General features: G+C 65.3%; 12 protein-coding genes. 8 read left to right on the top strand and 4 right to left on the bottom strand.

Going from position 1 to position 12,654, the window contains the following annotated elements:
- Positions 1-70: 70 nt before the first annotated feature.
- The 7 genes from RMN99_RS13080 to RMN99_RS13050 all read left to right on the top strand — a co-directional run bounded on the left by RMN99_RS13080 (position 71) and on the right by RMN99_RS13050 (position 6,885).
- Positions 71-361, top strand: a complete 291-nt coding sequence (locus tag RMN99_RS13080) for a hypothetical protein (RefSeq protein WP_309623762.1) — start codon at positions 71-73, stop codon at positions 359-361.
- An 87-nt stretch (positions 362-448) separates the two neighbouring features.
- Complete coding sequence (locus RMN99_RS13075) at positions 449-685, top strand: hypothetical protein (RefSeq protein ID WP_309623761.1); 237 nt, start codon at positions 449-451, stop codon at positions 683-685.
- Positions 686-757: 72 nt separating this feature from the next.
- A complete protein-coding gene (locus tag RMN99_RS13070) occupies positions 758-1,666 on the top strand; it encodes an SDR family NAD(P)-dependent oxidoreductase (RefSeq protein WP_309623787.1) in 909 nt (302 codons plus the stop codon).
- A gap of 13 nt (positions 1,667-1,679) precedes the next feature.
- Positions 1,680-2,834 (top strand): acyl-CoA dehydrogenase family protein, encoded by a 1,155-nt coding sequence (locus tag RMN99_RS13065; RefSeq protein WP_309623760.1) that lies wholly within the window; start codon positions 1,680-1,682, stop codon positions 2,832-2,834.
- A complete protein-coding gene (locus tag RMN99_RS13060; RefSeq protein ID WP_309623759.1) occupies positions 2,835-4,079 on the top strand; it encodes a CoA transferase in 1,245 nt (414 codons plus the stop codon).
- Positions 4,076-5,293, top strand: coding sequence for an acetyl-CoA C-acetyltransferase (locus RMN99_RS13055; RefSeq protein WP_309623758.1), 1,218 nt, complete (start codon positions 4,076-4,078; stop codon positions 5,291-5,293). Before RMN99_RS13060 ends, RMN99_RS13055 begins: the two co-directional genes overlap by 4 nt.
- Positions 5,290-6,885 (top strand): acyl-CoA dehydrogenase family protein, encoded by a 1,596-nt coding sequence (locus RMN99_RS13050; RefSeq protein WP_309623757.1) that lies wholly within the window; start codon positions 5,290-5,292, stop codon positions 6,883-6,885. Before RMN99_RS13055 ends, RMN99_RS13050 begins: the two co-directional genes overlap by 4 nt.
- Positions 6,886-6,924: 39 nt before the next feature.
- On the opposite strand, the gene arfB is transcribed toward RMN99_RS13050, so the two are convergent.
- Genes arfB through pabB form a run of 4 tightly spaced genes read right to left on the bottom strand, consistent with a single transcriptional unit; the run spans position 6,925 to position 10,937 of the window.
- Positions 6,925-7,344, bottom strand: coding sequence for an alternative ribosome rescue aminoacyl-tRNA hydrolase ArfB (gene arfB, locus RMN99_RS13045; protein WP_309623756.1), 420 nt, complete (start codon positions 7,342-7,344; stop codon positions 6,925-6,927).
- Positions 7,328-7,993, bottom strand: a complete 666-nt coding sequence (locus RMN99_RS13040) for an RNA pseudouridine synthase (protein WP_309623755.1) — start codon at positions 7,991-7,993, stop codon at positions 7,328-7,330. Before RMN99_RS13040 ends, arfB begins: the two co-directional genes overlap by 17 nt.
- Complete coding sequence (locus RMN99_RS13035) at positions 7,990-9,156, bottom strand: pyridoxal phosphate-dependent aminotransferase (RefSeq protein ID WP_309623754.1); 1,167 nt, start codon at positions 9,154-9,156, stop codon at positions 7,990-7,992. Before RMN99_RS13035 ends, RMN99_RS13040 begins: the two co-directional genes overlap by 4 nt.
- Positions 9,153-10,937, bottom strand: a complete 1,785-nt coding sequence (gene pabB / locus RMN99_RS13030; RefSeq protein ID WP_309623753.1) for an aminodeoxychorismate synthase component I — start codon at positions 10,935-10,937, stop codon at positions 9,153-9,155. The genes RMN99_RS13035 and pabB overlap by 4 nt, the downstream gene beginning before the upstream one ends.
- Before the next feature lie 137 nt (positions 10,938-11,074).
- Here pabB and RMN99_RS13025 point away from each other — a divergent pair, with 137 nt between their 5' ends.
- Positions 11,075-12,649, top strand: a complete 1,575-nt coding sequence (locus RMN99_RS13025; protein ID WP_309623752.1) for a helicase HerA-like domain-containing protein — start codon at positions 11,075-11,077, stop codon at positions 12,647-12,649.
- Positions 12,650-12,654: the final 5 nt, after the last annotated feature.

Here is a 12,654-nt window from a genome sequence, read left to right as displayed (position 1 = left end):
ATCCTATCAACACCCGATCGCGCAAAACCGCACAATCCGTTGCTTTTGTCTGTTGGCAGCGCATTCGCGCGTGGTTAGACTGGGGGAATGGGCGGCAATCGCGCCGCCGGTCGCACTGTTCCAGAAGAAGGCCATTCCGATGAAGAAAATTGCCCTCCTTGCCTTCACCGCCATCGCAGCGCTGGCGCTTGCCGCCTGCGGCAGCTCGGAAAGCGCCAAGGAAGAAGCCGAGCCTGGCAACGTCGAAATGCCGGCCGAAGAAGCCGTTCCGGCCGATGCCGGAACCCCGGTCGCCGATGCTTCGGCCGATGCGGGTGCCGCTGATACTGATACGACATCCGGTGATCCCCCGGTGCGCTAGGCATCGCTGCAAGCTCTCAATAGGGCGGGCGCGGCCAACGGGCAGCGTCCGCCTTTCCCTTTTTTCAAGCCGCGCTATCATGGCGTGATGCGCACATTGCTCCTGCTACCGCTGATCCTGCTGGCTGGGTGCTCCAGCGAGGACAAGACCGCCGGCGGCACAACCGCCAGCGAAGCCCGCGCGCTGGATGACGCCGCCGAAATGCTCGAGGACCGGCAACTGCCGCCCGGCAGCGTTCCTGGCGGCGCGCCCCAGCCGCCCGCCAGTCAGCCGCCTGCGAACCCGCCCGTGACGCCATCGCCCGGGGCGAAACCCACCGGTTGATTTTACCGTCTGACGAAACTAGGCGCTGTTAAGCGTGCGATTAAACTGCAGAGGATTCGCTGGGCCATGGGCATGCTTGAAGGCAAGGTTGTCGCCATTACCGGTGCCGGCCGTGGCGTCGGTCGCGAGATTGCGTTGCTGTGCGCGAGCCATGGCGCGGCAGTGGTGGTCAACGATCCGGGCGTTGGCGGCGGCGGCGAAGGCGGTGATGCCGGGCCCGCGCAACAGACCGTCGATGATATCATTGCGGCGGGCGGCAAGGCCCACGCCAACCTCGCCTCGGTCGCCGATCCGGCGGGCGCGACCAGCATCATCGAAGACGCGGTGCAGCGCTTTGGGCGAATCGATGCGGTGGTCAACAACGCCGGGATCCTGCGCGATGCGATCTGGCACAAAATGAGCTTCGAAGACTGGCGCGCGGTGATCGATGTGCATCTGAACGGCGCCTTCCTCGTTTCCAGGGCCGCAACCCCCTATTTCCGCGAGCAGCAGAGCGGCAGCTTCATCCACTTCACCTCGACGTCTGGCCTGATCGGCAACATTGGCCAGGCCAATTACAGCGCGGCCAAGCTAGGTATTGTCGGCCTGTCGCAATCGATCGCGCTCGATATGGCGCGCGCAGGCGTGCGCTCCAACTGCATCGCGCCGTTTGCGTGGAGCCGGATGACCGCCTCGATCCCGGCCGAAACCCCCGAGCAGCAGCAACGGGTCGAACGGCTCAAGACGATGAGCGCAGACAAGATTGCGCCGCTGGTGGTCTATCTTGCGTCCGACGCCGCGAAGGAGGTCACCAACCAGATCTTCTCGGTCCGCAAGAACGAGATCACCTTGTACAACAAGCCGCGCCCGGTGCGCTCGATGAGCAAGCTGGAGGGCTGGACGCCTGAAAGTATTGCCGCAGAGCTGATTCCCGCGTTCAGGCCCAGCATGGCCCGCGCCGATGAAGTTTCGGCGCACGTCTTCCCCTACGATCCGATTTGAGGAACCCCGCGTGATGGATCAGGATGTCTTTGAACAATTCATCGATCAGCTTGGGCGCTATGTCCGCGAACGGCTGATCCCGGCCGAGCGCGCGGTGATCGAAACCGACCGGATCCCGGATGATATCCTGAACGAAATGCGCGATATGGGCCTGTTCGGGCTGACCATACCCGAAGAATACGGCGGCGCAGGGATGAACATCGCGCAGTACGCGCGCACCATCAACGTGCTGTCTTATGCCATGCCAGCGTTCCGTTCGATCATCTCGATCAACATCGGGATGGTCTGCTCGGCGCTCAAGAACGGCGGGACCGAAGCGCAAAAAGCCGAGTGGTTGCCGCGCCTGGCTGCTGGTGAAATCGCCTGCTTTGGCCTGACCGAACCGGGCTCGGGATCGGACAGCGCCGGGCTGCAGACTTTCGCGGCGAAAAGCGGCAACGGCTGGGTGCTTAACGGCACCAAACGCTACATCACCAATGCGCCGTTCGCCAAGATGGCGCTGATCATGGCGCGCACCACCAAGGAAAACCTGCCCAAGAACGCGCACGTTTCGGCCTTTCTGGTGCCCACCGACACGCCCGGCGTTTCGATCGGCAGCAGTGACAAGAAGATGGGCCAATCGGGCAGCCATATCGCCGATGTGATCATGGAAGATGTGGTGCTGCCCGCCGATGCCATGCTTGGCACCGAAGCGGGCAAGGGGTTCGGCTATGCGATGCAGAGCCTTGATAACGGACGTATTTCGGTGGGTGCAGCGGCCACCGCCTATGCCCGCCGCGCGCTCGATTCGGCGCTGCGCTATGCCAACGAACGCAAGGCCTTTGGCGAACCGATCGCCAATTTCCAGCTGATCCAGCAGATGCTGGCCGACAGCGAGATCGAGATATACGCCGCGCAATGCATGATGGCCGACGTGACCGCTCGCGCCGATGCGGGCGAGAACGTGCTGCGCAAGGCCGCTGCGTTCAAGGTGTTCGCCAGCGAGATGTGCGGCCGGGTGACCGACCGGGTGGTGCAGGTCTATGGCGGCGCGGGCTATCTTGCGGAATACGATGCCGAACGGTTCTTCCGCGATGCCCGGATCTACCGGATCTACGAAGGCACCACGCAGATCCTGCAATTGCAGATCGCCAAGCATATGCTGCGCGAATGGGCGGGTGCACAGTAGATGTACGACCTCCTTTCAGGCCTCAAAATCGTTGAGGTTTCCAGCTTTGTCGCCTCGCCCACTGCCGGGCTGTATTGCGCGCAAATGGGTGCCGATGTCGTGCGGATCGATCACAAGGCGGGCGGGCTCGATTACGATCGCTACTTGATGACGCCTGAGGGCCGCTCGCTCTCGTGGGAAAACCTCAACCGCGCCAAAAAAAGCCTCGCGCTCGATCTGAACGCGGCTGAGGGCCGCGAACTGGCGGCGGAAATGGTCCGCGCAACCGGGCAGATGATCACCAACCTGCCGGTGAACAGCTTCCTCAGCCACGCCAAGCTGGCGGAAGGCTGCCCCGAACTGGTTTCGGTGCGGATCATGGGCTGGCACGATGGCCGCCAGGCGATGGATTTCACCGTCAACGCCGCCAGCGGCTATCCTTTGATGACCGGGCCAGCAGACTGGGACCCCGGCCCCAATGGACTTGGCGCCCCGCCGATCAACCAGGTGCTCCCGGCATGGGATTTCATCACCGGGGCCTACTGCGCCTTCGCCCTGCTGGCGGGCCTGCGCCACCGCGACGCGACCGGCCAGGGGACCGAATTGCGTGTGCCCTTGGGCGATGTCGCGATCGGGACCATGGCCAATGCCGGGGCGATGGCCGAAATGCTCTATCGCGGCGCGGACCGTGAGCGGCTGGGCAATGCCATCTGGGGCGCGTTCGGGCGCGATTTCCTGAGCAGGGACGCCAAGCGCTTCATGGTCGCCGCGCTGACCCCGAAGCAATGGAAGGCGACAGTCGACGCGTTCGGCCTCGCCGCCGAGGTCGCCGCGCTGGAGGCCGAACTGGACGTGGATTTCGCCGCCAGTGATCACGCCCGTTTCGTCAACCGAGTGCGGCTGTTCGATCTGTTCCAGTCTGCGGCCGAGCGGTTCGACTACGCCGATCTGGCCGCGCGGCTGACCGCAGCGGGCGCCACCTTCGAACGCTATCGTACCATGTTCGAAGCAGCCCAGGACCCCGAACTGGTGACGAACAATCCGCTGTTCGGGCCTTCTCCGGCCAACCCCAGCGGCTTCGCATATCCCGCCACACGTTCGTTCGCGAATGTACCCGGCACCGCAGCGGGCGATCCCAGGCCCGCGCCCTATCTTGGTCAGCACAGCGAAGAGGTTCTGGCCGAACGCCTGGGGCTCTCCTCGGGAGAAATCGCCAAGCTCATTGACCGGGGCATTGTCGCCACATCGGACAAGGACACGAAATGACTCAATTGCGTCGCGCCGCCATCGTCGCCCCGATCCGCACCCCTGTTGGCAAGTTCGGCGGGGCACTGTCCTCGCTCACTGCCGGGGAACTGGGCGCGACGATCCTGAAGGCGCTGATGGAGCGCACCAGGATCGATCCGGGCCGCGTCGACGACGTGGTGTTCAGCCAGGGCTATGGCAACGGCGAAGCGCCGTGCATCGGCCACTGGTCATGGTTGCTGGCGGGCCTGCCCGAACATGTCCCCGGCTATCAACTTGACCGGCGCTGCGGATCGGGGCTGCAGGCGATCGTCAACGCGGCGATGATGGTCCAGACCGGGCACAGCGACGTGGTGGTGGCGGGCGGCTGCGAAAGCATGTCCAACGTCGAGCATTACAGCACCGACATCCGTAAAGGCGTGCGCGCGGGCAACCTGACGCTGCATGACCGGCTGACCCGCGGGCGGGTGATGAGCCAGCCGATCGAACGCTACGGGGTGATTTCGGGCATGATCGAAACCGCCGAAAACCTCGCCAAGGACTGGAATATCAGCCGCGAGGCCTGCGATATCTATGCCGCGCGCAGCCACCAGCGCGCTGCGGCGGCTTGGGCGCAAGGCAAGTTCGCCGATGAACTGGTGCCGGTCTCGATCCCGCAAAAAAAGGGCGATCCGCTGCTGTTCGATCACGACGAAGGCTACCGCGCCGATGCCACGCCCGAATCGCTCGGCAAGCTGCGCGCGCTGGAAAGCGGGGGCGTGGTGACGGCCGGCAATGCCAGCCAGCAGAACGATGCCGCCGCCGCCTGCCTGGTGGTGGCCGAGGACAAGCTGGAAGAACTGGGGCTGGAGCCGATCGCGTGGTTCCATTCGTGGGCCGCAGCGGGCTGCGATCCAAGCCGGATGGGCTATGGCCCGGTGCCCGCAACCGAGCGGCTGTTTGCCAGGAACGGGCTGTCGTTCAGCGATATCGGCCTGATCGAGCTCAACGAAGCCTTCGCCCCGCAAGTGCTCGCCTGCCTCAAGGGCTGGGGCTGGTCGGACGACGACAGCCGCCACGATATGCTCAACGTCAACGGTTCGGGGATTTCGCTGGGGCACCCGATCGGTGCCACCGGGGGCCGGATCCTTGCCAACCTGGCGCGCGAAATGCAGCGCCGCGATGTCCGCTATGGCCTCGAAACCATGTGCATCGGCGGCGGGCAGGGGATCGCGGCCGTGTTCGAAAAGGCATGAGCAGCGAATTTTCCCACCTGCTGCTGGCGGCGCAGAATTACCGCGATGCGGCACGCACCTCCTTGGCCGAGCGGCTGGAAGGGCAGCGCATCGATGACCATCAGCGCGCCGCCCACGGTTTTGCCTGGGTTGCGACCAGCGTGGCCGCACTGGAAGCGGTTTCGGCCTGGCTCGACGCCAACGGCGGCGGTTCGGGGCTCGACCGCAGTCTGGTGCGGCTCGCCTATGCCGAAACGCTGGGGCAGCTGACCGGCGGGCTAGCAATGGGGCAGAACGAGCTGTTCCGCCCGGTCGATCTGGGGCTGGGCGATGCGGTCAAAGTGCTGCGCGATTCGATCGCGCTGCTGTCATCGCAGGACCAATCCGCAGTCCGCGCCGAAGTGGCAGCTGCGCTGGCTGAAGGGCAATGGCCGAGTGAAAGTTTCCACGATACCGAGCTCGACGCGGTGCGCGATCAGTTCCGCCGCTTCACCGATGCCGAAATACTGCCCTACGCCCACAAGTGGCACCTGGGCAACGAGCTGATTCCCGATGCCACCGTGACCAAGATGGCCGATCTGGGCACCTTTGGCGCAACCATCCCCGAGCAATTCGGTGGACTTGGCCTGTCCAAACTGGTGATGTGCCTGATCACCGAGGAACTGTCGCGCGGCTGGATTGGCGCAGGCTCGCTCGGCACCCGCAGCGAGATCGCGGGCGAGCTGATCGCGCATTCCGGCACGCCTGCGCAGCAGGCCCAGTGGCTGCCCAAAATCGCCAGCGGCGAAGTGTTGCCGACCGCCGTTTTTACCGAACCTGACACCGGATCGGACCTTGGTTCACTGCAGACCCGCGCCCGGATCGAAGGTGCGCAGTGGGTGATCGACGGGGCCAAGACCTGGATCACCCATGCCGCGCGCAGCGATCTGATGACCTTGCTGTGCCGCACGCTGCCCGACGCAAAGGGTTATGCCGGGCTGTCGATGCTGCTGGTTCCCAAACCGCGCGGCAGCGAGGCCGATCCGTTTCCCGCACATGGCATGAGCGGCAGTGAGATCGAAGTGCTGGGCTACCGCGGCATGCGCGAATACGCGCTGCAATTTGACGGTATGGCCGCGCCCGGCGATGCCGTGCTGGGCGGCGAGCAGGGGCAGGGCTTCAAGCAATTGATGCGGACCTTCGAAGCCGCCCGGATTCAGACCGCCGCGCGCGCGGTGGGGGTGGCGCGGCGTGCGCTGGAGCTGGGGCTGGCCTACGCCTGCACGCGCAAGCAGTTCGGCAAGGCGATCGTGCAGTTCCCGCGCGTCGCCGACAAGCTGGCGATGAGCCTGACCGATTTCGTCCTCAGCCGCGAGCTGACTTATGCAGCAGCCCGCGCCAAGGACACCGGCAAGCGCTGCGATATCGAGGCCGGGATGGCCAAGCTGCTGGCCGCGCGCGCCGCCTGGAGCAATGCCGACGCCAGCTTGCAGATCCACGGCGGCAACGGTTATGCGCTGGAATACGAGATCAGCCGGGTGCTGTGCGATGCCCGGATCCTCAACATCTTCGAAGGCGCAGCCGAAATTCAGGCCCAGGTGATCGCGCGCGGACTGCTCGACGGGCGGAATTAGCATTAAAACACCCTTCCCCAGCGGGGAAGGGCTTTGCAACTAGTCGAACTGGACCCTGCCGCGCCCGGCTTTGACCGTGCCGCGCAGCTTCTTGCCTTCCAGCCGCTGGGTCTTGTTGACCCGGTTGAGCCGGCTTTTGGCGCGCTTCTCGGGCAGGTTGAAGGCCTCGGTGATCAGCTGCGCCAGCCGCACGCGGGCATCTTCGCGGTTGGCTTCCTGGGTGCGGTGGCGCTGCGCGGTGAGCAGCAGTTCGCCCTTGCTGGTCATCCGGCTGCCGGCCAGTTCCTTGAGCCGCCTGAACACCAGCTCAGGCAGGCGCAGCGCATAGACATCGAGCCGCAATTGGACTGCGGTGGCCACTTTGTTGACGTTTTGCCCGCCCGGGCCCGAGGCGGTGATGAAAGCTTCGCTCGCCACCGTGCTGGCGCGGGCAATCGCCTCTTCAGCCGACGTCGACATCGCCAAATCCCAGCGCCGCGAAGTCGGCCGGCAGCGGGGCCGTGGCCGTGATCGGCGGCTTCTCGCCGCGCTGCACGGTCAGCGCGCGGGCGTGGAGCATGGTGCGGCGCGCGCCGGTTCCATCGCCATAGACCGGATCGCCGAGCAGCGCGGTGCCCAGCCCGGCCAAGGCATGAATGCGGATCTGGTGCGTGCGTCCGGTTTCGGGGCGGAACTCGACCAGCGTCAGGCCTTCCCGCACCACCAGCTTGCGCCAATGGGTCAGCGAAGGCTTGCCCTTTTTGGCCGGGATCATCCGCCAACCCTGTTCCTCGCTGCTGATCTTGCTCAGTGCCAGGTCGATTGTCCCGTCATCGCCTTCGACCAGTCCCGCGACGATCCCGAGATAGACCTTCTCCACTTCGCGCGCTTCGAAGGCGGCAGAAAAGCGCTTGAGCGCCTTGGGATTGCGCGCCAGCAGCAGGCAGCCCGAGGTATCCTGATCGAGCCGGTGGACCGCCTGCGGCAGGCGCTGGAACCCCAGCTTGAGCGCCTCGAGATAGTTTTCCAGCGCGAGGCCCCCGGTTCGCGGCGGATCGATCGGCAAGCCGGCCGGTTTGTCGATCACCAGCGCCTCGCCGTCTTCGAACAGGATCGGGAGCTGCATCATGAAAGGGCCTTTGCAATGCGCCGCAGCGCTTCTTCGAGTGCTGCTTCGGACGCGGCGAAGCTGATCCGGAAACCATGTTTGCCGCCAAAGGCCGAAGCGGGCACCACCGCCACGCCGTTATCAAGCAGGTGCAGGCACAGGGCCTGATCATCGCCGAACCGCGCCATGTGCGGCCCGGCATCGACCATGGCGTAGAACGCGCCGTCGGGCGAGGGTGCAGAAAGGCCGGGAATGGCATTGATCGCGGCGATCACCGTATCGCGGCGCTGGCGCATGATGGCGCACCATGCGATCAGGAAATCCTGCGGCCCTTCCAGCGCGGCCACGGCGGCGGCCTGGCTGTTGGTCGATGGGCTGCCCATCGAGTGCGATTGCAGCTTGCCCATCGCCTTGACCAGCCACGCGGGCCCGGCCGCCAGGCCGATCCGGAAGCCGGTCATCGCGTGGCTTTTGGACAGGCCCGAGACGGTCAGAACGCGGCCGTCCAGTTCAGGGCATTCCGCCGCGATCGTCGCATGGTGCCCGGGGGTGTAGCGCAGCGGGGCATAGATATCGTCGGACAGCACCATGACTTGCGGATGCGCCGCCAGCACTGCGCCCAGCGTCTGCAGCTCCGCCGCCGGATAGACCGAGCCGGTGGGATTGCCGGGGCTGTTGAGCAGCAACCAGCGCGTGTTGGGCGTGATCGCCGCTGCCAGTTGCGCGGGCGTAATCCGGTATCCGCTGGCGGGCGTGGTTTCCAGCGGCATCACCGTGCCCCCGGCGAAGCGCACGATTTCGGGATAGCTTACCCACCACGGGCACGGGATCAGCACTTCGTCACCCGGATCAAGCGTGGCCACCAAGGCGTGAAAAATCGCCTGCTTGCCCCCGGCGCTGACGATCACCTGCTCTGGCGGTACTGCGATCCCCAGATCGCGCGCGAAATGCAGCGCCGCAGCTTCGCGCAGCGCCAAGGTGCCGGCCACCGCAGTGTATTTGGTATCGCCGGCATCGAGCGCGGCCTTGGCCGCTTCGATCACATGCGCCGGGGTGGCGAAATCAGGCTCGCCAACCGAGAGCGAGATGATATCCGCGCCGCCCGCGCGCCGCGCGAGGGCGCGGTCGCTCATCGCCGCCGTGCTCGACGGGGCGATCCGGCCCATGGCAGCGGACAGCTTCATGTCAGCTTCGCCGGCATCAGCCCGCGCAAGGCGTTGCCGATCAGGAAGCCGTCTTTGAGATCATCGAGCGTCAGTTCGGCCTCCACCGCGCGGCCCGCTTCGATCAACGAGCGGCGCAGTACTCCGGGCAGCAGACCGAGTGCGAGCGGCGGGGTCAACAGCTGGCCATCGCGTTCGACGAACAGGCTGGTCCAGCAACCTTCGGTCAGCAGGCCATCGTCGCGCACAAACAGCGCTTCATCGCCGCCGGCACCTTGCGCCGCTTGCAGACCCAGTTCGTAGAAGTGGCGATCGCTGCTTTTGTGGCGCAGCCGCCAATCACCCGGATCGACCGGGATCGGCAGCGCTACGCACAGCGCCGGCCGTTCGAGCGGCGCGGGAAGCGCACCCAGTTCAAGGCTGTAGGCCCCGCCGCGCGCGACCAGCAGCCGCAGCCGCGCCGGGGCATCGGCTTCGAAACACAGCGCCTGAATCGCGTTGCGCACCGCATGGCGATCGAAGGCGAAGCCCAGTTCGGCGGCGCTGGCCCTGATCCGTTCGAGGTGCAGTTCGAGCAGCGGCACGCCTTCATCGGGGGTAAAGCGCATCGTCTCGATCAGATCGGCGCCGCCCGCGACAAGCCGCACGAATCCGCCCTTGACCAGGCATTCGCGCCATTCGGCCATCATTTCGCTATCGGCAACGATCGCCCCGCCAACCCCCAGCACCGCGCGCCCGCGCTGGTTCTCGCCCGGGGTCAGACGCAGCGTGCGGATCGCCACGTTGAACGCGGCATCACCGCCACCATCAATCCGTCCGATCGCACCGCAGTATGGCCCGCGCGCATCGCGTTCGACGGTGTCAATCAGTTCCATCGCGCGGATCTTCGGCGCGCCGGTGATTGATCCGCACGGGAACAGCGCGCGCAGCATGTCTGCCGCGCCCTTTCCGTCCTGCAATTTGGCCCGCACCGTGGTGACCATGGTGTGCAGTGTCGGATAGGTCTCCACCGCGAACGGCGAATCGACTTTGACGCTGCCCGCCTCGGCCACCCGCGACAGATCGTTGCGGATCAGATCGACGATCATCAGGTTTTCGGCGCGGTCCTTCACCGAGGCGGCCAGTTCATCGCGCAGACGCGCGTCTTCGGCTGCATCGCGGCCGCGCGGACGCGTGCCCTTCATCGGCTTGGCGATTGCCGCGCCGTGGCGTTCGGCAAAGAACAGTTCGGGCGAAAAGCTGAGCAGCCAGTGCGTGCCATCGAACAGCACCCCGCCATAGCCCGCGCTGCCGGCGGGACGGGCTGCGGCATAAAGCGCCAAGGGATCGCCGCTGAACGATCCCGACAGCGGGAAGGTCAGATTGGCCTGATAGATATCGCCCGCTGCGATCCGTTCCTGCATTTCGGCAAAGGCCCGGGCATAGCCGCCGGCCGACAGCGTGGGATCGAGCGGACCAACCTGCGCGCTGCCTTGCGCCCGCGCGGCCAGCCATGCGGGCACGTCCTGCGCAGCGATCTCTTCAAAACCATCGAACGCACCAAACCACACCAGCGGACCGGCCGCCCCGGTGCGGGGCGCGGCCAGCGGCGCCAGCCGCGCTTCCAGTGCCAGCCCGGCTTCATAGGCGAAATAGCCCGCCAGTTGCGCGCCATCGCGTTGCAGCGCGGCAATCCGGTCAAGCGCGGGGAGCACCTCTTCCACCTGGCGCGCCACCACCACTTCGCGCGGGGCGTGGTAATAGCGCGCAGCGCTGGCGCCTTCGGGGCGGGCATCGTCAAGCAGGATGAAGGGTTCGGACATGCTGCGGCGCTTCTAGACTCGGATCGGTTCAAGGGAAAGCGGCACCCGCGCGGGTTGCAAAAAGCCCCTCGCACAACGGCTTGGGGCGGTATATCGCGACTGGGTACGCGAGAATCGCGGGTGGGAGCATTTCGACCATGGAAGACATCTACATCGGCCTTGGCGCCAACAATGAACGCCAGGTGCTCAAGCTCGGCAAGGCCAATCGCCACGGGCTGATCGCCGGGGCGACCGGCACCGGCAAAACCGTGACGTTGCAAACCATGGCCGAGCAGTTCAGCGCAGCCGGTGTGCCGGTATTCATGGCCGATGTGAAAGGCGATCTTTCGGGCATTTGCATGCCGGGCAGCGATAGCTTTGCCCATGCCGACGCGATCAAGGCGCGCGCCGCGCAGCTTGGCATCGAACCGTTCGAATATCACGATAACCCGGCGGTGTTCTGGGATCTTTATGGCAAGAAGGGCCACCCGATCCGCACCACCATTTCGGAAATGGGACCGCTGCTGCTGTCGCGCCTGCTCGGACTCAACGAGACGCAGGAAGGGGTGCTGACCGTGTGTTTCAAGTGGGCCGACGACAATGGCCTGCTGCTGCTCGATTTCGACGATCTGCAACAGGTGCTGTTGACCTGCGGCGAGAATGCCAGCGAGCTCGCCACCAGCTATGGCAACATTTCCAAGCCTTCGATCGGCACGATCCAGCGCCAGCTGCTGTCGTTCGAAAGCCAGGGTGCCGATCTGTTTTTTGGCGAGCCGGCGTTCGAGATCAACGATCTGCTGCGCTGCGACGAGAACGGCAAAGGGATCATCAACGTGCTGGCCGCTGACCAGTTGATGCAGAACCCCAAGCTCTATTCCACCTTCCTGCTGTGGTTGATGAGCGAACTGTTCGAAGCGTTGCCCGAAGTGGGCGATCCCGAAAAGCCGGGGCTGGTGTTCTTCTTCGACGAAGCCCACCTCTTGTTTGAAGATGCCCCGCAGGCCTTGTTTGACAAGGTCGAGCAAGTGGTGCGGCTGATCCGCTCGAAGGGTGTCGGGGTCTATTTCATCAGCCAGAATCCGATTGATATCCCCGAAAAGATCGCCGGACAGCTCGGCAACCGGGTGCAGCACGCGCTGCGTGCCTTTACCCCGCGCGATCAGAAGGCGATCCGCGCGGCTTCGGAGACATTCCGGATCAACAAGGACCTCGATGTCGAGACGGTTATTACCGAACTGAAAGTGGGCGAAGCGCTGGTCTCGACGCTCGACGATGATGGCGCGCCGACAGTGGTTCAGCGCACGCTGGTGGCCCCGCCGCGCAGCCGGCTGGGACCGGTGACCGACAAGGAACGCGCGATCATCCAGTCGATCAGCCCGTTCGGCGGAAAATACGATACTGCGGTCAACCGCGAAAGCGCCGCCGAAGTGCTGAACCAGAAGTCTGCCGATGCCGCCGCCGCCGCGCAAGTTGTCGAAGAACAGGGCGTTGAGGCCCAACGCGCCCAGCCGCGCGCCACGCCCAGCATGTGGGAAAAGGCCGGCAAGGCCGCCTTTGGTGCCGCAGCCGCTTCGGCCGGGACGATGATCGCCCGCAAGATGAGCGGGCGGCGATCGGGCAGCAACGTCGGGGCATCGGCGGCCAGCGCTGCGGCGGGTGCAATCGGCACCGCACTGGGCGGCGCGATGCTTGGCCGTTTTGCCCGTGGGCTGCTCGGCGGGCTGCTGCGCTGACGCCG

The sequence above is a fragment of the Novosphingobium sp. genome, assembly GCF_031417815.1.
GTDB lineage: Bacteria > Pseudomonadota > Alphaproteobacteria > Sphingomonadales > Sphingomonadaceae > Novosphingobium.
The sequence above is the reverse complement of the archived record's forward strand: the minus strand, read 5'-3'. Positions and strand labels throughout refer to the sequence as shown.